The sequence below is a fragment of the Streptomyces sp. NBC_00986 genome (genome assembly GCF_045162565.1).
Lineage (GTDB): Bacteria > Actinomycetota > Actinomycetes > Streptomycetales > Streptomycetaceae > Streptomyces.
Genome location: NZ_CP108733.1, coordinates 11,564,428 through 11,589,834, shown reverse-complemented (window position 1 = coordinate 11,589,834; position 25,407 = coordinate 11,564,428). Strand labels below are relative to the sequence as shown.

The following is a 25,407-nucleotide window of genomic DNA, read 5'->3' as shown; positions in this document are numbered from 1 at the left end:
CCTGTCACGGACTGCAGTCGGTACCCGGATCACCGGCTCCCTCACACCACAACGGACACAAAGAAAACCGTCAAGCGGGTTTTACTTGGCCTGAACCTGCGGAACGAGTGGAACTTTTTGCCGCGACACCGCAAAACGGAGTCACTTATTCACATTTCCGCCGCAAACTTGGTGAAGCCTTTGCCCTGAGCGTCAGCCAACCAAACCGGTAGGTCCGTATCTTATGGAGTCGTCAGACGCGGCTTCAAGACGGGGGCAACGATGAACCTGACCACCACCGAAAGCGGAAGAGAAACGCGGGACCTGCCCCGCCTGACCACCACGGTCCCCAAGGAGTACGTCCACCGCGCCAGCCTCGCCGAGGTCTTCCTCACCGACTGCACCGCCCGCGGCGGCCTCGGCTTCACCCTCACCGGCCAGTGGCCCCGCGCCCACACCTACTTCACCAGCCCCGACGGAACCCGCCACGACCCCCTCCAGGTCGCAGAGACGTTTCGCCAGGCCGGCATCTTCCTCGCCCACACCGAACTCGACGTCCCCCTCGGACACCACTTCGTCATGTGGGCCCTCAGCTACACCACCGACCCCCACGGCCTGCGCATCGGCCCCCGCCCCACCGACTTCACCATCACCGCCCACTACACCGAACTCGTCCAACGACGCCACACCATCAACCGCGCCACCATCGACCTCACCCTCCACCGCGACAACACCCCCATCGCCCACGGCACCGCCACCTTCTCCACCATCAGCCCCAGCGTCTACACACGCCTGCGCGGCAACACCCCCACCCCCACAACAACCACAGACACAGACACAGACACGACAGACGCAGACACGACAGACACCAGGACACGGGCAACAACCGGCATCACCACCACAGGCCCGGCCACCCCCACACCCCCCACACCCGCAATCCCCCTCCACGCCTGGGCCGCAGGCACACCCACCACACCCCACACCGTCCTCACCCCCACCCCCCACCCCCACCGCTGGCTCCTCACCCCCAACCTCAACCACCCCACCCTCTTCGACCACACCGGCGACCACATCCCCGGCATGGTCCTCCTCGAAGCAGCCCGCCAAGCCGCCCACCACGCCACCAACAACCCCGCCTACACCCCCACCAGCGCCACCACCACCTTCACCCGCTACACCGAATTCGACCACCCCTGCCACATCGACATCACCCACATCACCCCCAACAACCACACCACCACCATCCACATCACCGGCCACCAGAACAACCACACCGTCTTCACCTCCACCCTCACCGGACCCACCCCACCCACCACAAACACCACCCCACAATGACCCCACCCACCACCAGCAGCGACCCCAGGCAACAAGCCCCCACCCCACAACACACCACACCCCCTGCCGGCACTGCGGCCAAGCCGACGGCAGCACCCGGCACCAAACGACCGGCGAGCACACCGCCACGAACTCCCCCCACCTCACCCGCGCGAAAGCCGCAGCCCACAGCAGCGCGCACACCAAGAAGAACGCCCCGCCGCACGGCCGACCAGCTGCTGCACCGGGAACACCGCACGGGCATCAGCACCCCACCCCCACCCACGCACAGCCACCCTCGACCGCACAGGCCTTGGCCAGCACACTGACACCGCCCCTCCAGCCGAGCCCGCTGGAACCGACATCCGCGGCGCCGCTCCGAAAGCGCCCCCGGGCCACGGCTCTCCCCGTCGCTGCTGCTCGACGGCCGCACGGCCGAAGGGCCCTGCCGTACAGCCCCACACCACGCGCCGAGCACCACCTCCCAGCGGGCCGGGAGTCCGGTTCAGTTCAACGAGAGGCCCCAGATGCACAGAGAGCCGGGCTTCCACCACTCAGCAGACCCACGCAAAGCAGAACGACCAACACCACCGTCCCGGCCCGGTCGGGTCGGGTCGGGTCGTGTCGGGTCGAGAGAGACAGCCACCGAGAAAAGGCCGGCAGCGTGCCAGAAGGTGCCGTTGCCCCGACGGCCCTGACACACGGAGGCGACCGCCGCCTCACCTCCGGACAGCACTTCGCCGGCAAACCAGTCCCACGCAGTGACAATGCAGCTCCAGACGGTTCCGTCAGCGTCGTCGAACACGCCCACCCCGACTACCGGACCACAACCAGCACAGACGAGTGTTTGTAAGCACGTGAATGGGCTCCGCTGTACGGACGAGAAATGGCTCCGCGACGTAAGAAGTTGATCTGGCCCCACCCGGCTGCCAGAGGGCCGTGAAAGGCTCGATGGATGGATTATGTGATCGATGCTCCTGCCGTTGACCGAGAGCTTCTGGACTTCGCCGTTCGCCTCGCCGGTCGTGCCGGGCAGATGTCAGCACAGGGCTTCTTCAGCGATGACTGGCACAGCTGTCTGAAGGAGGACGGCACCGAGGTCACCGAGATCGATGTGGCTGTCGAGGAGCTCATCAGGGATGAGCTGAGCCGGCGGGTGCCGGATGACGGGATCTTTGGCGAGGAAGGGGGTGTGACCAGCGGGTTATCGGGACGGCGTTGGATCATCGACCCGATCAACGGCACGAAGTACTTCACCCACCGGGTGCCTCTGTTCTCGAACGATCTCGCCTACGAGGACGAGTACGGGCCGGCTGTCGGCGTGATCAACATGCCCATGAGCCAGCAGATGATTGTGGCGGGTCGTGGGCTGGGCTGCTGGGTGTTGCCTGGTCCGGAGCCCGACCTGCGGTCTGGGCGCCGTGCCCGGGTCACGGAGCGGACCAGCCTGGGAGGGGCGAGGACGCTGATGCACAATCCGGGCGGATGGCCGGAGGAGTTGCTGTGTGCTCTTCACCGCCGGGTCCTGCTGGTGCCCTCAACGGGCATGATCGTGGCCCTGGTGACGGGCCGAGCCGATGCCGGCGTCATCGCCGGTCCGCCGATGGGCTATGAGGACGTCGCTCCGATGCCGGTCATCGTCACAGAGGCGGGCGGCCGGGTGACCGACCTGAGCGGAGCGTCCGTACTGGATGGCGACATGTCGGTGCTGGTCACCAACGGTCGGTTGCATGAGGGGTTCTTGCAGCTGGTGAAGGGTCTGGCTCGCAGCCGCGACTTCCGGGCTCTCGGCGAAGGCGAGTAGCACGGCAGGCGCGAAGCCGCCTGGGGACGTTTGCGTGAGTGCCGACACGCAGGTCCGCGACGTGCCCTCTTTGGAGTGAATGCACTGGTCCGTCCATCCGGCGACGGCAGGGTTTGTGCGCCGATCACGGTCATGCCGAAGGCCGTGGTGCTTGATCACGGTCGTGTCGGGAGGCCGGGATGGGTTTGTCGCGGGCGGAGCTGTTTGCTGCGATCCGGAGGGACAGGCGTCTCGATCCGGAGTTGTCGCAGCGGGCACTGGCAGCGAAGTGCGGAGTTCACAAACGGACGGTGCGGCAGACGCTGACGTCAGCGGTCCCGGCGCCGAGGAAGAAGCCAGCGCCTCGGGCCACGGTCCTGGAGCCGGCCAAGCCGTGGATCGACGCGATGCTGCTGGAGGATGCGACCGCGCCGCGCAAGCAGAGGCACACAGCCCGCAGGATTCATCAACGTCTTGCACAGGAATACGGGTTCGACCAGGCGTCGTACTCCACTGTCTGCGACTACGTGGTGATCCGGCGCCCGCAGATCGAAGCAGAGGCGCTGGAAGGGCGCCGTCACCTGTCGGGCATGGTCCCGCAGGTCCATCTGCCCGGCGAGGAGGCCGAGGTCGACTTCGCCGATGTCTGGGTCCGGCTGGCGGGCCAGGCCGTCAGATGCCACCTGTTCACGCTGAGGCTGTCCTACTCGGGCAAGGCCGTCCATCGCGTCTATGCCTCGCAGGCCCAGGAATCCTTTATGGAAGGGCACGTTGAAGCCCTCAACGTTCTGGGCGGTTATGTGGGTGACAACTCTTCCGCGGTCCGGTGTTGCCGGTCAGGATGGTCGCTCCCGTCGAGGAGCTCGGATGGCCTGGCAGCCGCAGTTGGCACGACGTGTCGATGCCGCGGGGAACCCCGCGGCATCGCTCGGCCACGCCCTGGTCGACGACTACCTGGAGTTCGTGGCGGCCCGCTGTCGGCCGAACACCCTGCTGGCCACCGCCTACGACCTGAAGGTCTTCTTCTCGGTGGTGCCCAAGGAACCGGCCGACGTCGTCACCGCAGACGTCTTCGCGTTCATCACCGCGCAGAAGAAGCCACGCCGTGGGCTGAAGGTGGTCCGGCTTGAGGACGGTGAGGCGGGGCTATCCGCACGTACCATTAAGAAGCGCGCAGGTTCGCAGATTCCCGGACCACCCTGCGCGCGAACCCGTCCCTTGTCCGGTGCATTCTGCCCTGCCGGGACGCAAGTTCGCGCGGGCGTGGCCCGGCAGGGGTGTGTGGAACGCCAGACGGTCGTCATGCCCCGGAGTCCACCCCGTAAAGGTCGCCATCGACGCCGTCCTCTAGCCACCGTCACTGCTGCCGAGTGACACGTCGGTGTCCCGCACGCCGATTTCCGCCGCCACTACAGCGATGAGGTGTGTCCGCTCGATGCCGCTCAGAGCGCGGTGAGGAGGCCGCGTGCATGTGACTGTGTCGCACTGACCCTCCGATCGAGCCTATGCTCGCCGGGGCGTGGCGGGCCCTGCCCGGTGGGGTTGATCGCGGAGTAGAAGTTATGGACAGGGTTCGGTCTTGTTCGTTGTCCACGGCCGAACGTGCATCGCGCCAGACCGCCATGCACGGGTGTCCGCTCCTGCGAGAGCGCCGGCGAGGGATGTGCCTGGTCATCAACGTGATCGCGGCCCAGGTGATCAGGGCTATCCAGGACGGCTCCGACGCCGTGATCACACCAGCCACCGCAAGATCGTCTCACCTGCCGCTGAGGCAGTTGGCGGACCAGCGCCTGACGGCCGCCCGAGACCAGGGCCCGGCGCCAGCGGTTCACCGACATCCGAGTCACCCGGAACCGCCGGGCTACCTCCCGGTCACTGGCCCCCGCATCGATCAAGTCAGCTGCCGCGAGCCGCACTTGCTCACGCCGATCATGCTCCTCGGCCGTCAGCCCATCCCCATCGGGATACCTCGTCCCTCCGGCATAGCGCGGCCCCCACCAACCATCACGACCCGACGTAACCCACACCGTTAAAGATCTCTAGACCCTCAGAGGGAACCCAGTGACGGACTTGATACCGCTCCAACGGTTCTTCTGCAGCTGCGGACCCAACGCTTGATCGCTGGCGAATCCGGGCGTCCAAGTCACCAGCCTTGCTGGGGTTCGCCCAGCGAAAGTCCGCAGTCGCGGCGCCAGTTCTCGGCTTCGGCCGTCCAGGCGATGCGGTTGCCGAGGGAGATCCAGACGCCGAACTCGCCGGGCGACGGCACGGCGATCTGCCGCGTCCAGACACTGTTCAGACAGAGTTGTACACCGCAGTCCTTGGACTCGGACAGGCCGCGCCAGCCGCAGTCCCAGTCCACGTTCAGAGACAGCGGTCCGAGGACGGAAACCATGTCATTCAGTTCCTCCTCGGTGCAGTCGGGGTCGGGCTCGCTGTAGGGATCGCCGAAGGGCGAGGTCGAATCCAGAGTGAGAGTCAGTTTCTCGGGCAGCGGCCAGAGGTCGATCAGATCGGGGCGGAGTATCGCGTAGCCGGCGAACGAGGAGTTCGGCTCTTCGTTGTCGAACGTGACGACGGTGCGGCGCCGCAGTTCGTCCAAGCAGGGTCCGACGCCGGGTTCTGCCTGGTTCCCGTAGATGCGGGCGGTGTCGAAGGCGGAGAGGGCGTAGGCGTATTGCTCGGCTGTGGTGACCGGCTCCATCCGGGGCGTGGGGCAGGATGTCCAGTCGGCCAGTTCGCGCGAGATCTCCCGCGCCCGCGCCAGCGCATTCGGCGCGTCAGGGAAGGACTCGCGCAGTCGGTAAAGCATCGAGGACAAGAAAGGCGCCTTTCGGACAGGGGCGGGGCGGACGCGCCCTCGCGGTACGCGTCCGCCCCGCCCCGGATTACGGTCTGAGGTCATTCAGCGCTGGGCGGTTCAGTAGGAGTACCCGTTCGGTGAATGGTAGGTGTGGTCCTCGACATAGCCTTCGTCGGCGTTATTGCCCAGATCGAAGGTCCCCAGACTGTTGCCGCTTTCGCTGAAGACCCGCAGACGATACCCGCTGATCGACTTCACTCCGCCCCTGCGAGCATCCCGGTAGCTCTTGACCCAGCTCTTGACCTCCGGAGGATCGGCCAGGTCGGGGACCTGGATGAAGATCTCGTTGACCTCCGTGCCGCCCTTCCAGTCCTGCCGCCAGCGCAACTGCTTGACGGCACTGTCAAGTTGCCCGTCGAACTTCCCCTCGTCGGCCTCTCCGATGGTCTTGACCTCGCCGTAGCCGACGATGTCACCCTGCTGGTCGAGGTATTCGAGGTCAGCGTTCTTGACCTTGTCTTTCCCCTTGGCTCCTGGCTTGCTCGTGAGCTCGTTCTCCTTGGGCATCACCCGGGCTCGAGTCCCCTCCGGAGCGCCGTCCAACGAGCGGTAGGCATTGTCCAGAGTGAGCTGCGGCTCACGGTCCTCGCCTTTGTGTTCCTGCCGCAGAGACTGCGCATCCCTGTCCCGGTCCGAATCCTCCGAGGACGAGCCGTCCGACCCACCCCCGTCGTCGCTGCCACCGCCGCCATCGCCGTTCTGGACGGCGAAGGCGATGTTGGGCGCGGCAACCGCACCGGCCACCGTGGCGCTGCCGGACACGGCGAGCACGGACCCTGCGGCGATCAGTGCCTCGCCCGGTCCGAGCGCCCCGATGCCCGTCGCCATGAGCGCGCCGCCCAGGCCGTCCGCGGCTCCGCCGAGCAGCAGTTCCCCGACGCCGAGTGCGGCCATGGGGCCGTTGGTCCGGTCGATGACCTGTTGGGCGGTGTCGGCGAAGCTGGAGACCGCGTTGGACAGGGAGCTGAACCAGCTCTGTCCGGTCGGGTCGCTGCCGGTCACCGGATTGTTGGCGGCGTAGTCGTAGCCCGTCAGCTGCGAGGGGTCGGTGGCCTCCAGTTGCGGGTCACGGCTGACGAAGCGGCCGGTCTGCGTGTCGTATTCGCGCAGACCGAGGTTGACCAGGCTGGTGGCGGTGTCGGTGGTGCCGCCCACATAACCCTTGTCGCCGAGCCAGGAGGCCGGGGCCGCGCCGCGGGTACCGCCGAAGGGCAGGTACTGACGCCGTGTCACCGCCTGGGTCTGGTAGTCGACGGACAGGTAGTCGGTGCCCTGCCGGTTGGGGATCAGATACTGGACGTTCCCGCTGCTGGAGCGGGCGGCCACGGTGGTGCCGTTGACGGAGTAGTAGCGGGTGCCGGTCACCGCTTTGGTGGCGGTGTTCTCCACCAGTTCCTCGTCGCCCAGGTAGAGCGTGGCCTGGGTCGGGTCGGTGCGCAGCACCAGGCCGCCGTCGAGGCCGTAGAGGTAGCTGGTGGCGCCGGCCGACGTGGTGTCGGTGTCCAGCCGGTTCTGGTGGTTCCAGGTCAGGGTCTGGTCGCCCAGTGCGCCGCCCTGGATCGAGGTGGTGTTGCCGGATGCGTCGTAGTGGTAGGACGCCGTGTTCGCGGCGGCCGCCGGGCCGGTGGCGGTGGTGCTGCCGAGGGTGTGCGGCTGGTCGGTCGCGGAGCCCGGGTCCGGGTAGTGGTAGGTCGTGGTGGTGTCGTCGGCGCTGTTGCCGGAGGTGTCGTGGTCGGTCTGGGTCTGGCGCTGGCCGTCGGCGGCGTAGTTCCACGTCTGCCAGTAGGGGCTGGTGCCGCCGACGGTGGCGCTGCTGCCGGTGTCGGGTGTGGCGGCGCAGTTGTCGGTGGCGGTCCAGGCCGAGGTCAGGCGGGCTGCCCAGTCGTAGCCGAAGCACTGGGTGTCCGTGACCGAACCGCCGTTCTGGCTGTCGGTGGTCGAGGTGAGCAGTCCTGCGCCCTTGGAGACGCCCGAGTTCCCCCAGGTGTAGCTGGTGTCGTCTACGACCGTGGCGCTGGTGGAGTCGGTGGTCTTGGCGTCGGTGGGCTGGCCGGTCTGCGGGTCGTACTTCAGGGTCAGATCGACCCAACTGGTGGTCGGGCCCATGGAGTACTGGAGCGGGTCACCGTACTGGTCGTAGCCGATGGCGGAGACGTACGTCCAGGCGGCGGTGCCGGTGCTGCCGACGCTGGTGACCTGACCGTACTGGTCGTAGCCGTAGTTGACGGATTCAGCGGGCAGTCCGCCGCCCGCCGGGTCCTGCTGGCCCGACAGCGTACCGGTGAGGTTGTATGTGTAGGCCTCCGTGTAACCGGCGGACGGCGCCAGCGGTGCCAGGTTGCTCGGCAGGTTGGCCAGCGTGGTCTTCGAGGCAGCGACCTCGCCCATGCCGTTGTAGACGAGCACCGCATTGGTGACCGAGGCGCTGGTGGTGCCCAGTTGGTAGGAGGTGGAAGAGGTGAGGTACCCCTTCTTCAGCGTGTCGTACGTCCAGGCGGCGACCTGGTTGGCGGTGGACGGGGTGGCGTTGCCGGTGATGTCGTAGGCTGCGGTCCTGCGGCCGTCCTTGTCGTAGTCGTACCGGGCCTGGTCGCCCCGGGCGTCTGTCGTGGTGAGCAGTTGGCCCGCGTTGTCGTAGGTCGCCGAGGAGGCACCGGAGTCGGGGTCGGTCGCCGAGACCTGGTCGCCCAGGAGGTTGTAGTTCCAGGTCCAGGTGTTGCCTGCTGGGTCGGTCTGGCCGGCCTGGTGGCCGTCCGGGTGGTACGTGTAGTGCGTGTCTGAGTAGTCCGAGGCGGCGGCGTGCACCGGGTCGGCCGCGGCGCCCGCGTGGTATTGGTACAGGTCGGTCTGGCGTCCCCGAGCATCGGTGACCGAGGTCTCGGCCACGCCGCCCTTCGGGGGGATGGTGGTGGTGAAGTTGCCGCCGAAGACGGTTGTGGTGTTCCAGGTGGCAGTGCCCAGCGCATAGGCAGTGGACACGGTCTTGCGTCCGGCACCGTCGTAGGTGAAGCCGGTCTCCGACGGAACGTCACCGTCCTGCGCCTGCACCAGCGTGGAGTTGGGGGAACCGCCCGAGTAGTAGGGAGAGGTGGTCTTGGCCACCCATCCGTTGGTGTCGTAGACGGTGTCGGTGACGTCCCGGCCGCCGTCGACGGTGGCGATCTGCGTCTCGCGGGGCCTGAGCAGCGCGTCCATCAGCAGCTCACTGCTGCGGTAGCTGCCGTCGTCGTTCAGGGTCTGGGTGACGACGGAACTCGGTTTGTCGGCGGCGAGCGTGTAGCTGTACTTGGTCGTGGCGTCGGTGATGCCGGGCCGGAATACGGCGGTGATCCGCCCCAGCGCGTCGTACTGCGCCTTGGTGACGTAGCCGGCCGCGGTGGTCTGCGTCAGCATCAGCCCGCGCAGCGGGTCGTAGGTCTGGCTGAGGGTCTGGCCCATCGGGTCGGTGGAGACGATGGCGGTGGGTGCGGCACCGGCCGTGGGGGTGTAGCTGGTCGTGGCGGTCCGCTGGTCGGCGTCGGTGCTGGTCAGCGTCCGGCCGTAGACGTCCGTCGTGAGTGACGACATGGTCGAGTAGACCGGGGTGGACCCCTTGTACGAGGTGGCCTGCTGGGTCGAGGTGGGGTCACCGACCGTGGGTGTGGCGCCCAGGGTGCCGGAGCCGTCGTAGAAGACCCGCTTGTCGCTGACGGCGTCGTCCGGGAGCGTCGGGGTGGCCGAGCAGTTGACGGACACCGTCTTCGTCTCGTCCACCAGGTCGAAGATCCATGCGGAGGTGTTGTCCGCGTAGCTCGCCGTGGTGCACAGGTCGTCGTTCGCGGTGGAGACGTCGCCCTTGTCGTCGACCTTGGTGACGCGGCCGTGTGAGTCGTGGGTGTAGTCGGTCTCGGTCTCCCGGGTGGCCCCGGACGCCAGCGGCGTGAAGACCTCGACCGCGCTCTGGCCGGTCAGGAACGCCTGCTGCGCCGGCAGTCCGCCGGACAGCGCGTGGACGGCGGTGGCGCTACTGCTCCAGGGTGCGGTGATCGTGTCGTTGACGACCTTTCCGCTGTTCAGCCCGTTGTAGAGGATCGCCTCGTAGGTCAGACCGGCGTACTGGGCCGAGTCGGTCACCGGCGGATCGCCGCGGGAGTCGGTGACGGCCGCCGAGCGGGTCTTGCCACCGGACAGGGTGTCCCCGTCCATACCGCGGAAGTAGGTGTAGTCGGTCTCGGTGACCGGGTCGGGCGCGGTGCCCGTGGTGACCTTCATGCCGCCGTAGCCGCGCCACTGGTCCCAGGTGCGCTGGGCGGTGGGGGTCAGCGGATCGTCGTCGTAGTGCCAGGCGGGGGTGCCCACCGGAAGGTAGCGGGTGACGATGTTGTCGTTGACGCCGCCGCCGGTCGGGTCCTGCTGGGTGACCGCGGTGACGACGTACTTGTTGAACCAGTCCAGCATCGGGCTGGTCTGCCCGGTGGGAGTCCAGTAACCGGGGTAGCACAGAGAGGTGTTCTGGCCGGCGTCGCTCGGGGTGCCGCTCGCGCAGGCGGCGGTCGAGTAGCCGACACTGATGATGCCGCCGGACTCTGTGGTGATGGTGTTGAGCCGGTAGCGCGTGATCGGCGGGTAGCCGTCGGTCACGTTCACCCGGTTCGACAACGGCGCGCCGGAGAAGGTCACCTTCGGCATGGCGATCGCCGACGCGGAACCGCCGGCGGAGGTGTCCTGGCCGGAGCGGGTCACCGAATTCAGCCACAGCGAGGGCGTGGTCGCGTCCCCGGTCGGGGGGAAGGAGTAGGTGAACGCCCAGGAGTCGACGTTCGTCTCGGTGGAGCCGACCAGCTCCTGAGTCTGAACGCCCGTCAGCTCGTTCTCGGTCCAGAAGGTCGGAGAGTTGGACGAGCAGGAGGCCCCGCTGGCGCAGTTCAGGTCGAACGGCACGTCCGGCCAATGGGACGCCGTGGAACTGGTCAGCGTGGAGGTGGCACACCCGGAGGCGGAGGTGTTGCAGCGGCCGTTATAGGCGAAGGTGACCTGAGCGGCGGGGCTGGTGGAGTACACCGAGCCGTCGCGCTGGCCGTACTGGATCTTCGCGAGCACCGCGTCGCGCACGTAGGGGGTGTCGGCGGTCTTGCCGAGGTTGCGCGCGTAGTAGGCGGTGGTCGGCGTGTAGAAGGAGGACATCACGTCGCCGTGGGTGTCCTTGACGTAGTCGAGCATCCAGCGGTAGCCCTGCTGGCACCAGGAGTTGGCCCAGGTGGCGTTGTAGCAGGGCTGGGTCGAGTCGGTGCTGTAGACGGGCTCGGTCAGCACCGAGTTGGTGGTCGCGTTCCCCGACGCCCACCCCGGCAGCCTGTTCAGGCCGAACGTGTACTGGGTGCCGTCCGACGTGGTCACCCGGAAGTATTCGCCGCTCTGGGCGCCGTTGGTCGCGCCGGTCAGCCGCTCGACGCGCTCGTCGGAGTCGCCCTGGGCCCGAAAGGTCCCTGTGGTGTCGTCCTTGATCAGGGTGGTGGTGGTGCCGTTGAGCGAGAGGGTGAGCTGGTTGTCGGACGACCAGCAGTTGTCCCAAGTCTTTGTGGCGCCGGTGGGATTGTCGTGGCAGGAGCCGTAGGAACGCTCGATGTAGTTGTTCGGCAGCGAGAAGCCGTCGCCGACGACCGAGGCCTGGTTGTTGGTGGACGAGGTCAGGCCGTCCACGCTCTGCGAGTCGTAGCCCAGTGAGAGATTGGGAGTCAGCCCGCCGGGAACGCTGGGCCCGGTGATCGGGTAGGACCAGGTGAACGCGTCGGTGCTGCCGCCGGCCTGCCAGGAGCCGGAGGGCTTCAGCGAGGTGGCGGCGAAGTCGCCGCCACCTCCGCTCGGTGCGGCGGTGGCCGCCAGGACCACACTGTTCTTGGCGAGGGTGAGTGGGGCCGAAAGGGTGTGCGCCGTGGCGCTGTTGGCCGAGGCAACGGGGGTCTGCGTGCGGCAGGAGGCGAGTCGCGGCGTGGTCAGGGCACAGTCGGGCAGCTTCACGAGCCGCAGCCGCGAGCCCCAGTCGGCGCCGAACGCGGCGGAGAAGTCCCGGTAGTCCAGGCCGACTTTCACTTTTCCGTGGCTGCCGCTCGGCAGCCCGGACAACTTGAGCAGCACTCCGTCGACACCGGCCGACTGCCCGGTCCGCTGCGGCAGGATACGCACCGCGGCGTGGCCGAGGGAGAGGCCGGCGGAGGGTGCCAGCCAGACCGGGAGGCTGCCCGCCCGGAGCCGGGCGCCGGATGCCGCATGCGTGTTCGCGGCAGTGCCGCCCGTTGCTGTCGGGGCCGCAGCGGTCATCGCGGTGGCAGCGAAGACAGCGGTACCGCTGGGCCACTTCACCTTCGGTGAGGGCGAGTTGGCCAGGTGCCGGACCGGGCCGTAGTGGGAGCGTACGGCGGTCACCGGGACCGGCTTGACCTGCGTGAAGCCGGGTTGCCGGTGGTTCGAGACCGCTTCGGCCGTACCGGTGAGGCCCACGATCACGGAGATCGCCGCCGTCATGGCGGTCAGCCCGCGTATCAGAGGGCCCACGGGTCTCACTCGTCCGCCCGTCCGGGCGCGTGAACCTGTCGTCCTTGGCAAGAGCTTGCTCCTTCGGATGACGATGGAAGTCGATGAAGTCGATCTTGAAGTCGCAACGGAACGCACCCAGGACAACCGTCCAGGAATTGCCGCTCGGGAATCTCGCGTCAGATTTACGACATGGGCATGTCGCTACTTTCGGATGGCTGGTCACATAGGGCGTCAGCGTGCCGAATTGATCTTTGCGGGGTCCCGGACGGCCACTTAACTCGCCGCCGGGCCAGCCCTTCGGCCGACATCCGGAGACAGGAATCCGATGTCATACCTCACGCGACGTTGCGCTTCGCTGAGGTCTTCGCCTGGCCGATCCGGCGCGCATCGCGGTACCGGATGCCTGCTTCGTCGTCGCCCCAATTCCCCTCAGGGCGACCTTCGCCGCACCGGAGGGCCGTGAGACGTGCGTGGGCCGGTAGGCCGGCATGGGCTTGGGCTGGTGGCAGTGCGAGGCGACAGCGGAGACCGGTACCGGCTCGTCATAGGCGAGGGTTGGCGCCTGGTGCTGAACGGCCACAGCGTCCGGCGTTGCCAGTAAGAGTTCGGCGCATAAGACCATCGCGGCGAGAGCCACAGTGGGAGCGGGCAGTGTAATCCGGCTCGGCCAGGCACTTGCGGCCCGGCCCGTTCGGGGCAGCCTTGCCGCCCCGGTGTCTACCAGAAACCACAGCGCCCCGCCCCTCTGCGTCCATAACGATCACTCGATCCGAGCGGACGCTACCCACCCCTTGACGCTCGATGAACCCTCCGATGCAGGCATGACCAGACCTTTACGTCACCTACATGACAACGTTTCCCCGTCAATCGGGCGGAATGATCGCCTCCACCCACCGTGCCCCTCTGGTCACGGACAGCGGCGTACTCCTAGCGTCGTGAACTACTGGATCTTCAGGTCTCAGACAGAGGTGGATGTCCCCATGCGAAGGCACCGCATACCCGGCGCACGCAGAACCACCGGCCGGAGCAGAGCCGCCGTCACCGCCACGCTTGCCCTGCTCGCCGCCACAGCGAGCCTGCCCCCCGCGTATGCCGACACTCCTGGGGGCGCGGCCCTCTACTCCTCTGGCGCCTCCGCCCCAGTCGCCGACGACACGTCCGAGCAATCGGATCTGCCTCAGCTGTCGAACGGCTATGGTCCGTCGGCCCCCCAGCTTGAGGCGATGGAGACCGCTGCGGCGACAGCACAGAAGACCGGGAAAGCCGTCACGATCAGCTCGTTGACAACCCCCGTCCAGCAGGTGACCGCCAGTCCCGGCGGCGGATTCCAACTGTCGGCCAACCCCGAGCCCGTGCGCGTCAAGCAGCACGGAAGCTGGGTCGCTGTCGACATGACACTGCACCACAACAGCGACGGCACCTGGTCCCCGGCCGCAACCGCGTACGGCACGGTGTCCTTCTCCGGTGGTGGTCACGCCCCGTTGGTCACCACCCATTACGGCGGCGTGAGCATGGCCGTCTCCTGGCCAGGGACGCTGCCCGCCCCCGTCGTCAAGGGTGGATCCGCGACCTACCGGTCCGTGCTGCCCTCGGTGGACCTGGTGGTCTCGGCCACCGCCGCCGGCGGCTTCACCGACACGCTGGTTGTCAAGTCCCCTGCCGCCGCGCGGAACCCGGCGCTGGCCACCCTCCGTCTGGGTACCCAGGTGACCGGCGGCCGCCTGGCCCGGGGCAACTCGGACGATCTCGCACTGCGTGACATCCGTGGCCGGGACCTCATGGACGCGGCCAGCCCGATGATGTGGGACTCCAACACCGTGCTGCCGACTTCGGCAGCCAAGAAGGCGCGTACGGCGAGCACGGCCAAGGTCGCTGCGGACTCCTCGGACGCCGCGCACCCCGGGCTGGCCGCGCGTGAGGCGCCGGTGGGTACGAAGGTGTCCGCCTCACAGCTGTCCCTCGTGCCGGACTCGCGGATGCTGACGGCCCGCTCCACGGTCTTCCCGGTCTACATCGACCCCACGTTCAACTGGCACCCGTACGATCCCGCCGCCCCGGCCTTCGACGAGGTCAAACAGGGTTGTCCCAGCAAGTCCTTCTACAACCAGACCGGTTCACTCGCGGACAACGGATACCTGGGGGTCGGCTACAACGGCTGGCAGGAGGGCTCCTGCTACACCGGCAAAGAGCACGCGATCTACCAGTGGAAGCTGTCCTCCACCCTCTTCGGCGCACACATCAACACCGCCACCGTCAACGCCACGGAGATCTACTCCGCGTCCTGCTCCAGCTCCTACACCGTCAATCTGCACTGGTCCGGCGGCATCGGATCGGGCACCGACTGGAGCAACCGGCCCGGCTACAACAGCTACTCCACCTCCGCCGGCTTCGCTCGCGCCTACAACCCGACGTACTGTCCCTCGAATGGTTCGGTGACCCACGGTCTGAACGTGCTCACCCCCATCAAGCACAACGCCGCAGGTCACTCGGCCACCTTCACCGCCACACTTAGCGAGGACTCCGCCGAGGCCGACCACGACGACGGCGGTTTCTCCCGCTTCTCGCACAACCCCAGCCTGGAGATCTTCTACAACCGCCCTCCCTCTGCCCCCTCCAAAGCGACAATGGCAGCGGTAGCCGGCGCGGACGACGCGGCCTGCGACACCACCGGCCCCGACTACCCGTACATGGGCAAGACCATCGCCAGCACTCCGCCCGTGCTGAGGGCGAAGGTCTCCGACGCCGACAGTGACAAGTTGCAGGCGACCTTCCAGTACTGGATCAACGGCTCCACCACTCTGCACACCGGGCTCAGCGGCGACAACCTGGCCAGCGGCTCCAATGCCGCCTACAGCCTGCCGGCGAGCTTTATCAGCTCGCTGACCAGCGGCCAGGTCGTGGACTGGCAGGTCAAAGTCACCGACGGTGAGGACTCCACCGCCTACACCCAGTCCCCAACCTGCCACTTCGTCGCCGAACCCACCGCGCCGAGCGCCCCCACCGTCACCTCGAAGAACAACCTCTACCCCAACACCGACAACGACGGGGTCACAGGCGCCGCAGCCGGCACCGCCGGCACCTTCAACGTGTCCACCAGCGGCGGGGCCAGCGCGACGAAGTTCGTCTACTCCGTCGACGTACCGCCCGCCACCAGCAACCCACCCGCTTCCCAGATCGTCACCGCCACGAGCAACGCCGCCGCGGTGACCATCACTCCCTACTCCCCCGGTCCGCACACCCTTTGGGCGTACGCCGTGGACGCCGCAGGCGACGACTCCGGTACCACCGGCTACCCGTTCCTGGCCGCCGGAGACCCGAACACCACTTGCACGAGCCTGTCCGCGTGCTTCAACAACACCGGCGTCAGCGCCGACGCCACCCCCGCCCAGGCCGACCTGGACGGCAGCGGCGACAGCTACTCCGCCACCGACCTCACCACCGCAGGCTGGACCAGCGGCGGCAAAGTCACGGTCGACGGAGCGACCTTCACCCTGCCCGCTTACGGAGCCGGGCAGAAGGACAACGTCCTGGCCGCCAACCAGACCATCACCTACAACGGCTCCGGAAACGCGCTGGAGTTCTTGGCCACCTCCACCTGGTCGGGGCTGTCCACCCCCGGCGCCATCGCCAACGACGACACCGCGCCCTACGTCCCGGCCGGAACCGCGGTGAGTGGTTCGTACTGCTTCTCGGGCACCGACCCGACGGGAGCCTGCGCGGCCACCGGCACCGTCACCTACAGCGACGGCACCGCCGCGACATACGACCTGACCGTTCCCGGCTGGACCGTCAGCGCCGACTCCATCGCTGCCGTGGTCCTGCCCCACCGCAACAACACCTCCGGGCAGACCACCACCCCGCACCGGCTCTACGCCTTCTCCGTACCCATCGACCCGGCCAAGACCATCGCCTCGGTGACGCTGCCCGATGTGGGCAACCGTATCGGCTACCACACCCAGTCCCTGCACATCTTCGGCATGGCCACCCGCAACACCACCACCGGCACCCCCGAGGCCAAAGGCGCCACAGCCGCCGCACCGGCCGGCCAGAGCTGGACCGGCGCCTGGGCCAACCCCAACGAGGGCCAGTACAACTTCCAGGGCGCCAACTTCTCCAACCAGACCTTCCGTATCGCCCTGCCCGCCTCGATCTCCGGCAACACCGTCCGCATCAAGCTCGACAACGCCATCGGCTCCAGTCCGCTGTCCATCGGCCACGCCACCATCGCCCAGGCCTCCGGGTCCGGTGTCATCTCCGCCGTGCCCGCCGCCACCCCCACCACCCTCACCTTCGGCGGCAGCCAGGCGGTGGCCATCCCAGAGGGCGGTTCCGTCTACAGCGACCCGCTCACCTTCCCCGTCACCGCCAACCACTACCTCCTCGTCTCCTATCAGCTGACCAACTCCGTGCCGTACCTGGTCCAGCACTCCTTCGCCAACAATGCCTACCAGTACGTCACCGTCAGCGGCGCCGGGGACAAGACCACGGACACCACCGGCACGCCCTTCGCCGGCAGCACCGGAACCCTGCAGGGCTATTTCACCGACCTCGTCACCAACGTCGACGTCACCACCGGCCACATCCCGACCGAAGCGGTGCTCGGTGACGGACTCATCGACGCCTTCCAGCCCAACACCACCCCCATCACCAGTGGAAACCGCGTCTCCGACACTCTGGAAGGCGCCGAACCCACCACCCCCACCCCCTACGGCACCATCGCCGAGGGCATCGAGTCCAACGACCTCATGACCGACAACCCGCAGCTCTACAACTCCAAGATCCTCGGCGGCCCCTCAGCCCTCTCCCGCATCGACCGCGACATCCTCGACCAGCCCGGCATCAGCAACGTGGTCGTCTACGAAGGCCTCGAAGACCTCCTCGGCGGCAGCACCCCGGACGAGTTGGAAGCCAACGGCTACACCGCCCTCGTCCAACAACTCCAAGGCTGGGGCATCTCCACCACGCTGACCTCCCTCACCCCCTGCGATGGCTTCAACGGCGACGGCGCCACCGCCAACGACCCCTGCACCAGCACGGTCGACGCCAACCGCACCGACGTCAACGACTGGCTCGACGACATGGACCTCGGCAGCCCCTGGTCCACCCCGCCGGTCTACTACGCCGACTTCAACACCGCCCTCGCCATACCCGACACCGGCAACGGCGAGGACAAACTCGCCACCGCCGCCGACACCGGCGACCATGTCAACCTCACCAACGCCGGGTACGCCGCCGAAGGCCTCGCCATCCTCTCCCCCCACGACACCTGGGCCCTCGACGACGGCGACGGATTCACCATCGCCAACGACACCGCCCCCACCGACACCCCCTACACCGTCAACGACACCACCGGCGTCGGCAGCAACACCCTCACCCTCAACGGCACCACCACCTGGACCAACGACACCACCCGCGGCGAGACCCTCTCCTTCGACGGCACCACCGGCTACGCCGCCGACAGCGGGCCGGCGCTCAACACGGCCGGCAGCTACTCCGTTTCCGCGTGGGTGAAACTCTCCTCATTGCCCACCAGGAACGCCACCGTCGCCGCCCAGGACGGCACCCAGAACAGCCCCTTCTACCTCCAGTACGACTACGCGGACACCGGCAGCCCACGCTGGGCCCTCGCCTTCGCGAACACCGACACCGCCGACCCTGCCCTCACCGTCGCCGACTCAACAACGGCGGCCACCGCCAACACCTGGACCCACCTGGTCGGCACCTACGACGCCACCACAAAAACCGCCCAGCTCTACCTCAACGGCACCCTCGCCGCCACCGCCACCGGCGTCACATCCTGGAACGCCGCCAACGCCTTCACCATCGGCCGCAGCCTTCACAACGGCACCAACAACGACTTCTTCCCCGGCCTGATCAGCACCGTCCAGGCCTGGAACTACACCCTCACCCCCAACCAGGTGACCGCCCTCTACCAACAAATCCCCTGACCCAGACCGCCGTGGGTGCACCCGGCCCGACAGACAGGAGCACCCACGGCGGCGCACCACATGAGCCCCAAGTCCTGCTGAGTAGCTGTTGTCGTTCCGAATCTGAGGGCGGTGTTTCGCTGGTCAGACATTGGGCCGGTGATTCGGTGGGAGTGGTGGCGTGTTGGGTCGTCGCTCCCCGGGAGGTAGCGGATGCTGTCGGTCGTCTGACTGCTGGAAGAGCGCGAGCTCGCTGCTCGTTGTCGGGTCGACGGGTTGCGTGAGGAAGCTGATCGCATCCAGGCCGAGTGGGTCGCGGCCAAGCAGGAATGGCAGGAACGGGTGATCGCTCGCAGGCGAGTCAGGAACCATTACTTACCAAAGCGGAAGATGTGCTCGGTCAGATAAGGCGAGACGTGAGCGACGCCTTCCGGGCCGATCGTCCGTCGTGGGCGCGGGCAGTGTCGTCCGGTCAGCGGATCCGGGGCAGGGCCTTGTCCGGGTGCGCGGTGTGTACGTACTTCACCGCGATGGTGGGGTGGATGCCGAAGAGGCGGACGAGGTGGACGGGGTCGGCGGTCTCGCGGGCCTCGTCCAGGATGCGGTCGGCCCATACCTGCCGTGGCAGCAGCCCGATCTGGTCGAACGCCGTCCGCATCGCGCAGTAGCTGATCTGCGGGGAGGCAGGGTGGCGGTAGGTATGGGAGGTGATGAGCAGGTGCGGGTTGGTGGCCTGGGGCCAGCGGCGGCGGCGCTCGCGCAGCCAGTCTGCCACCAGGACGGCGCTCAGGTCGTCGAAGTAGACGAGGTGGGTGTACTCGCCCCGCCGCACTGCCAGGGTCCGGCGGGCTAGGTCAGGGTCTGCCAGGTCGAGCCGGGCGACCTCCACGGCGCGCACGGCGTGGATGGCGACCAGGCCGACGATGAGCCGTGCGGCGGGGCCGTCGAGCCGGTCCAGGGCCCCGGCCAGGCGGTCGCTGGACAGCGGCCGTGGCAGGTGCACTCCGGCAGGCTGCCGCAGCCCGGCCGTGGGGTTGCGGAAGATCAGCCGCTCCTGCTTCAGGGCCCGGAAGATGCTGCGCAGCACGCCGAGCAGACCGCGGGCCACGTTGCTCCGGTGGCGGGCGATTTCTGCCGTGATGTCGTCGGCGGTGATCTGCCGCAGGTCCAGTCCGGCCGCCGTCCACGTGGTCAGGGCAGGCCAGGCAGTGCGCAGGTAGCGGCGGATGCGCCGCAGGTCTGCCGCGGGATGCCGGTAGCGGCCCTGGCCGCGCAGGACCCGCACCCAGGCGTACAGCTGGTCGGCCATCGGCACGGGAAGCTGAGCGATCCGTGCGTACAGGGCCTTCTCGTCGTGCCGATCGCGCTGCCCCTGGCTCAAGTCCATTACCCGCGGGTGCATTTGGTACTGGACGTCGGTGAGCAGCTGCGCGGGTGTCTCGGAGACTTCGTCGGCCTCCAGCAGGTGATGCGTACGGAGGAAGGAGATCACCCGGCGGGTGGCGGCGGTACCGGCCGCGACGGTCCCGGCCAGGGAGCGCACGTCGCGCTCGGGGATCGGCTCGTGCGGCCCCAGCCGGGCCAGCAGAGTATGCAGGACCAGGGCCGCACCACCCGGTACGTTGCGTTTGTCGGCGAGCCACGCCCGCGGATACTCGGCGGTGAAGGCATCCAGCAGCTCCTGCGCTGGAGCCGGCAGCGGGGACGACGCGAGGACGGGGGCGTGCGGCTCACGCCGCCAGGTCCGCGGCATCGAGAACAGCGACAGCTGCCCCGCGGCGGCCGGCATCGGCACCGCCCGGCCTTCCGGGGCAGCTGCCGCCCGGGCGCGTGCGCGGGCAGCCGGGCCGGAACGGTGGTGCACGACGAAGCCCAGCTCCCCGGGCCGCCGCTTGAGCTGGTGCGCGAGCGGCCCGGCGAAAGCGAGCTGCGTGAAGGACGCCGCCTCCGTCTGCGGGCCGGCCTCGCACACATATGCCAGGCAGCCGCGGCACAAGTCCTTCTCCCCGTGCAGCGGCAGTCCGTCCCGCCGGCATCGCGGGCACCGGCCCACCGGGTAGCGATCGCGGTTCTTGCGCCATTCGTCACAGCCGCGGCACCGGGTTGGCGTAACGCCCCAGCACCCACAATCCGCGCAGGACCGCACCGGCCAGGCCACAGGCGGCGCAACCGTGCGTGGCCTCAACAACCCCGCCTGGGCAAGCAGTTCAGCAGCGGCAGCCTTCAGCGGCAACCGCACCTGATCGAGCAACTCCGCGACCAGAGCCTCTCCCTCCGCGTCCCGGATCGCCAGCGCACACCGGATCAGCCGCAACACCATCTGCCGCCATGTCCCCGACAGTCCCGCGCTCGCCGCCCGCTGCCCGGCGAGCGCCTGCAGAACCTCCTCCTCCGGCCACGTGCGGCCACTGATCCGCCGGGCATCGCCGCGTTCGAAGCGCCGCCGGACCGGAAACAGCGTCAGCTGCCCCCGCATCACGGCGGGACAGACCTTCGGGTCGTCGACCGGATGCCGCACCTCGCACGGCCCTCGTCGGGGAGCGGCCGCGCCCCGCGGACGCGGCAGGTTCCGTGCACCCTGTCGTCCCAGACCCAGCACGAAGACGTGCAACTGAGTGGGCCCCGGGAAGACGGCGTCGACACCCGCCCGGATCTCCTCACGCACCGCGATCACGCACGGCCGGCACAGCCCGTCCCCGTCCACCGCACCGACCCGGCAGCACCGCAGACACCGCGCCGTCTCCCGGTTTCCCAGCCAGCCACGACAGTTCCAGCACAACCCGTTCACCAGACGGGACACACCCCAGTCCAGGCACAACCCGCACTGCCGCACCACCACCGACGCCCCTGCCGTCAGTTCGGCGGCCGCAGCCGGCGCGGTCCGTCCCGGCGAGGCACCGGCCGCACCGGCCCCGCCTCGCCCCCAACTGCCCGCTCCCGCTCCTCCTGGTCCGCCGCGGCGGCCACCGGCTCCGCCTCCAGCAGGTCGGCCACCGTGCACTGAAGCGCCGCGCAGATCTTGTCCAGGTCCTCCAGCCGCACCGTCACCGGAGTGCCACCCCACAGGGCGGCGACCTTGCTCAGCGACGGCGTGAACCCCACCGTCGCGAACGCCGCCTGCAGATCGACCGGCCGCCAGATGTCGCGCTTGGCAGCTGCCCAGCGCAGGTTCCACTTCACCGCAAACTCCCCCTGTCCGCGATCAGCCGCTGTCCGGCCCGCGCCGCCGACTGCCGCCAGCGTTCCGCCTGCTCCGGATCGGCCTGGGCCGTCGCCAGATAATTGACCGTCGTAGTCGTCCAGATATGCCCAAGCATCCGCTGCACCTCCCACAACGTCATCCCGCGCTCGTAGTTGTGGGTGGCGCACGCGTGCCGCAGCAGATGCGGGAACAGCTCGGGCACCGGCCCCGGCAGATACAGTCGCGACGTCGCCTTCAGCGCCCGCCGGAACGTCGCCGGGACGACCTCCGGCGCGACCGGCATGTTCAGCGCCGCCACCGGCCCCGGCAGCCGCTCAGAGGGAAACAATGGCGCCGCAGGATGCTCCGGGTCATCCCGGAACAGACCCCGCACCTCCTCCACGTACCACCACAACAACTCGCGCCCCTCCTCGAAAAGGAACGCCTCCCGCGGCCTCGGACCCGACCCGCGGGCCCCCTTGCCCTGGACCACGAACCGGCCCCACCGGCCCGACTCCCAGTGCACGTCCCCCAGCGCCACACCGCACAGCTCCGCCGCCCGCACCCCGGACACGTAGGCGAGCTTCGCCATCACGTAGTCCCGGCACGCCACCGCCTCCTTGCGGGCCTGGGGCAAGGCATCCCGCCACGCCTTGAAGAACTCCCGCATCGCCCGCTGCGACGGAGGCACCCGCAGCCCGAAATCGCCGCGGTGACGGGGCCGGTTGAACGAGTCGACCGGCGACTCCACCACCGCGCCGAACAGCCGGTGGATCTCCCCGGCGTACCGCTGCTCCAGGAACGCGAAGTACGCATCAATCTTGTTGATCTTCGCGAGGACCGTCGGCCGGGCCCGCTTACCCGGACCCGCAAAGTACCGGTCCAACGCAGCCGGCGTGAGCTGCCACGGCACGACGTCGTAGTGCTCACACAGCTCGATCACCGGCTTCACCAGCTGGTCGATCGACGCCGGCATCAGCCCCGCCGCGTCGCGCGCCCATTGGTACTCCGCGAGCGTGTCGAAGAAGTACGACCTCTCATCCCGCTGACCCGAGTGGCTCGACCGGTAGGTGTGGAGAGAGAAGACCTCCGCCAGGCCGACCGCATCGCGTCCAGGAGTCAGGGAACGGGTTTCGGAATCCCCCATGAACCCGCAGATTACGAGTGCCACACGCAGAATCTGCCAGTGATTGCGGGAATCTCACGCTTACGTAGGACGCCTCGAACACGGGTCTCCTACCTGCTGACTTCGCCCGATCACGCCCCTGCTGCAGGCCCAGGAACCCGTCCGTACTCCAGTTGCGCCGCCTGGCCAGTATCTCCGGGCTGTTCGGCTATTTGATGACCCGCGACGACCTCGGCATCGACCGCAACCCTGTGCCGACGGGACTGGCCAACCGCCGCTGCGGCGGCGGCAACCGCGGGGCCCCACTCCTGCGCACGCCCCGCACCCTCCCGCGCGTTCTTGGACCGGCCGATGTCGAGACAGTCCTTGGCGCGATGAACACCGCCCGGGACAGGGGCATGGTCTTCGCGATGCTGCTGGGCGGACTGCGTCGCTGCGAGGTCCTTGGACTGCGAGTGGGTGACCTCTCACCGGGTGAGCGTCGGGTCTTCATCAGCGAGGGCAAGGGCGGCCACCAGCGCCTGATACCCATCTCCGCGCAGTTCTTCAGCGCGGTCGGCGACTAGCTGGACGGTGAGCGTCCACCCGTCGACCACGACCGGCTGTTCGTGGTGCTGCGTGGGCCGACCCGCGGCCGACCGCTGTCCGCCGACGGCCTGGACGAGATCCTCGACGGAGTCCGGAAACGGACCGGACTACCGAAATTGACGTGCCATCAGCTACGGCACACCTGCTTGACCCGGCTGCGGGAGGCGGGCATGGCCCTGGAAGCGGTACAGGCGCAGGCCGGACACCGCTCCATCGAATCGACCCGCATCTACATCCACCTGGCGAACAGCTGGCTCGCCGAGCAGTACCTAAAGGCCAGCGCCGCCATCGACGCCGACCGGGCAGACGCCTGATGCGCCGGGCCCGCGCCACGGCCCTGCCGATCGTGCGCCCAGACCTCATCGAGTCCTACCTCTCCCACCGGACCGTGCAGGGCATGAACACCGACCACAAGTTCCGCTGGGGCGCCCGTGTGCTGCTCGCCCAAGTCCCCGACCTGGCCCACTTCTGCCGCCTGCCGCTGGAACGTCAACTCGCCTTCAATCACGAGACCCACCGGTTCATCAGCTGGCTCTCGGTCACCGGACGCCGGCAGCCCGGGGCGGACTACCTGGTCGCCCGACGCCCGCGACTGGGCATCGTCCTCGCTCATACAGACCCGGCACTACACGTACAGTTCATGGAGACCGCTCGCACGCTCGGCTTCCGCGACACGGTGGCTATGACCCACTTCAACCTGCTGGCCCACTTCATTGCGCTGTTCGGCAAACAGCCTGAGCATCTGCAACAGGACGACTGGGACGAGGGCCGCCGCCTGCTTCCGGAAGCGGCCCGCCGCATCCCCAACCGCAGCGTCAAGCCCTGTCGGCCGCCCTGTTCAACCTGGAAGCGACGCTGTTCCACTGCGAGTTGACGGACCAGCTCCCGCGCCGACGCTCCCCGGACCACGCCGACATGAGGGCCCGGGAATGGTCCCGTGTCCCGCTCGGGATGGCCGACACGATGCAGCACTACCTGCAGCAGATCGCCGGAACGCTGCGACCGGGCACGGTGGAGAACGCCGAGCTGACACTGAGGGAGTTCGCCCTGCTGGTCGCCGCCGTCGACCCGGTCGTGACCTGTGTCGCGGAGCTCAGACGACGGCATGTCGAACGCTGTCGGCAGTGGCTGCTGGAACGGCCAGCCGCCCGCGGCGGGCCGCTGCACCGGCACACCGTCCGCGACCGCCTCAGCAAACTCCGGGGCTTTTTCCGCCGCCTGGACGAGTGGGACGCCGCCGACCGGCCGCCTCGCCAGCTGGTGTTCGACAGCGACTTCCCGATCGCGGACGAGCCGCTGCCACGCTTCCTCGACGACGCGGCGGCCGCCAAGCTGCTGGCCGCCGCCCGCAAGGATCCTGATCCGTTCGCCCGGCTGGCCATCGAGATCCTCGCCCGCACTGGGATGCGCCGCAGCGAAATGCTCGGCCTCACCGTCGACGCGGTGGTCCAGATCGGCTCTGCCTACCTCCGTGTCCAGGTCGGCAAGATGCACACCGACCGATACGTTCCTCTGCACCCGCAGCTCAAGACACTGCTGGACGACTGGCTGCTGCATCGGCCCGAGTGCCTGCGCTCCACACTGTTCGGCCGCCCGGTCAACGCCTCCCGCATCGAAGCCGCGGTCCGCAACGCCGCCCGGCAGGCCGGACTCGGCCGGGTCACCCCGCACCAGCTCAGACACACTCTGGCCACCCAGGCGATCAACCGGGGTATGTCCCTGGAGGCCATCGCGGCACTACTTGGCCACAGGTCTCTGTCCATGACACGTGTTTACGCCCGGATCGCCGACCGGACTGTCGCGGACGAGTACTTCGCCGTCTCGGAGAAGGTGGAGGCACTCTACGACGCCCCGCGCCAGCTACCCGCCGAGGCCGAGGGAACAGAGATGGCCAACCTCCGCCGGGAGATGCACCGCCGGATGCTCGGCAACGGCTACTGTGCTCGCCCCGTCGAGATGGACTGCCACTTCGAGTCGGTCTGCGAATCCTGCACCTTCTTCGTCACCACGATCGAGTTCCGGCCCACCCTCGAACGCCAGCGGGACGACGCGGCAGCCAAGGGCCAGGTGGCACGCGAGCAGATCTTCGACGGACTCCTCAGCCGACTCGACGGAGAAGCCTCCTGACAAGCG

12 protein-coding genes and 1 pseudogene are annotated in these 25,407 nt (G+C 68.2%); 7 read left to right on the top strand and 6 right to left on the bottom strand.

The window, feature by feature from the left end:
• The first annotated feature begins 261 nt into the window (after window positions 1-261).
• From OG504_RS52245 to OG504_RS52235, 3 genes are all read left to right on the top strand, one after another.
• On the top strand, window positions 262-1,314 hold the full coding sequence (locus tag OG504_RS52245) for a ScbA/BarX family gamma-butyrolactone biosynthesis protein (protein WP_405987843.1): 1,053 nt from the start codon (window positions 262-264) through the stop codon (window positions 1,312-1,314).
• 934 nt (window positions 1,315-2,248) lie between these two features.
• Window positions 2,249-3,097 (top strand): inositol monophosphatase family protein, encoded by an 849-nt coding sequence (locus tag OG504_RS52240; RefSeq protein WP_405996217.1) that lies wholly within the window; start codon window positions 2,249-2,251, stop codon window positions 3,095-3,097.
• 846 nt (window positions 3,098-3,943) lie between these two features.
• The gene (locus OG504_RS52235; RefSeq protein ID WP_405996216.1) at window positions 3,944-4,450 is read left to right on the top strand and encodes a hypothetical protein; all 507 of its coding nucleotides are present in this window, start codon (window positions 3,944-3,946) and stop codon (window positions 4,448-4,450) included.
• Between the two features lie 68 nt (window positions 4,451-4,518).
• Here OG504_RS52235 and OG504_RS52230 read toward each other — a convergent pair whose 3' ends face one another.
• The 3 genes from OG504_RS52230 to OG504_RS52220 form a co-directional block, all read right to left on the bottom strand.
• Window positions 4,519-4,992, bottom strand: a complete 474-nt coding sequence (locus OG504_RS52230; RefSeq protein WP_405996215.1) for a helix-turn-helix domain-containing protein — start codon at window positions 4,990-4,992, stop codon at window positions 4,519-4,521.
• Window positions 4,993-5,219: 227 nt separating this feature from the next.
• Complete coding sequence (locus OG504_RS52225) at window positions 5,220-5,888, bottom strand: hypothetical protein (protein ID WP_405996635.1); 669 nt, start codon at window positions 5,886-5,888, stop codon at window positions 5,220-5,222.
• Window positions 5,889-5,996: 108 nt separating this feature from the next.
• Window positions 5,997-12,470: an RHS repeat-associated core domain-containing protein gene (locus OG504_RS52220; RefSeq protein WP_405996214.1), complete on the bottom strand. Its 6,474-nt coding sequence runs from the start codon at window positions 12,468-12,470 to the stop codon at window positions 5,997-5,999.
• A 1,262-nt stretch (window positions 12,471-13,732) separates the two neighbouring features.
• On the opposite strand from OG504_RS52220, the gene OG504_RS52215 reads away from it, so the two are divergent.
• The gene (locus OG504_RS52215; protein WP_405996213.1) at window positions 13,733-18,400 is read left to right on the top strand and encodes a LamG-like jellyroll fold domain-containing protein; all 4,668 of its coding nucleotides are present in this window, start codon (window positions 13,733-13,735) and stop codon (window positions 18,398-18,400) included.
• A 451-nt stretch (window positions 18,401-18,851) separates the two neighbouring features.
• Here OG504_RS52215 and OG504_RS52210 read toward each other — a convergent pair whose 3' ends face one another.
• The 3 genes from OG504_RS52210 to OG504_RS52200 form a co-directional block, all read right to left on the bottom strand.
• Window positions 18,852-21,044 (bottom strand): hypothetical protein, encoded by a 2,193-nt coding sequence (locus tag OG504_RS52210; protein ID WP_405996212.1) that lies wholly within the window; start codon window positions 21,042-21,044, stop codon window positions 18,852-18,854.
• Window positions 21,045-21,232: 188 nt separating this feature from the next.
• Window positions 21,233-21,559, bottom strand: coding sequence for a helix-turn-helix domain-containing protein (locus OG504_RS52205; protein WP_405996211.1), 327 nt, complete (start codon window positions 21,557-21,559; stop codon window positions 21,233-21,235).
• Complete coding sequence (locus OG504_RS52200) at window positions 21,556-22,707, bottom strand: site-specific integrase (RefSeq protein WP_405996210.1); 1,152 nt, start codon at window positions 22,705-22,707, stop codon at window positions 21,556-21,558. The genes OG504_RS52205 and OG504_RS52200 overlap by 4 nt, the downstream gene beginning before the upstream one ends.
• A gap of 194 nt (window positions 22,708-22,901) precedes the next feature.
• On the opposite strand from OG504_RS52200, the pseudogene OG504_RS52195 reads away from it, so the two are divergent.
• The 3 genes and pseudogenes from OG504_RS52195 to OG504_RS52185 all read left to right on the top strand — a co-directional run bounded on the left by OG504_RS52195 (window position 22,902) and on the right by OG504_RS52185 (window position 25,401).
• Window positions 22,902-23,588: pseudogene (locus OG504_RS52195) on the top strand (tyrosine-type recombinase/integrase).
• On the top strand, window positions 23,588-24,148 hold the full coding sequence (locus OG504_RS52190) for a hypothetical protein (RefSeq protein ID WP_405996209.1): 561 nt from the start codon (window positions 23,588-23,590) through the stop codon (window positions 24,146-24,148). Before OG504_RS52195 ends, OG504_RS52190 begins: the two are co-directional and overlap by 1 nt.
• Window positions 24,149-24,189: 41 nt before the next feature.
• Window positions 24,190-25,401, top strand: coding sequence for a tyrosine-type recombinase/integrase (locus OG504_RS52185; protein WP_405996208.1), 1,212 nt, complete (start codon window positions 24,190-24,192; stop codon window positions 25,399-25,401).
• Window positions 25,402-25,407 lie beyond the last annotated feature (6 nt).

Coding starts and splice junctions, on each gene's coding strand:
- OG504_RS52190 (WP_405996209.1), top strand. CDS start 23,588: ATGCGCCGGGCCCGCGCCACGGCCCTGCCGATCGTGCGCCCAGACCTC.
- OG504_RS52240 (WP_405996217.1), top strand. CDS start 2,249: ATGGATTATGTGATCGATGCTCCTGCCGTTGACCGAGAGCTTCTGGAC.
- OG504_RS52235 (WP_405996216.1), top strand. CDS start 3,944: ATGGCCTGGCAGCCGCAGTTGGCACGACGTGTCGATGCCGCGGGGAAC.
- OG504_RS52225 (WP_405996635.1), bottom strand. CDS start 5,888: ATGCTTTACCGACTGCGCGAGTCCTTCCCTGACGCGCCGAATGCGCTG.
- OG504_RS52200 (WP_405996210.1), bottom strand. CDS start 22,707: ATGGGGGATTCCGAAACCCGTTCCCTGACTCCTGGACGCGATGCGGTC.
- OG504_RS52185 (WP_405996208.1), top strand. CDS start 24,190: ATGAGGGCCCGGGAATGGTCCCGTGTCCCGCTCGGGATGGCCGACACG.
- OG504_RS52245 (WP_405987843.1), top strand. CDS start 262: ATGAACCTGACCACCACCGAAAGCGGAAGAGAAACGCGGGACCTGCCC.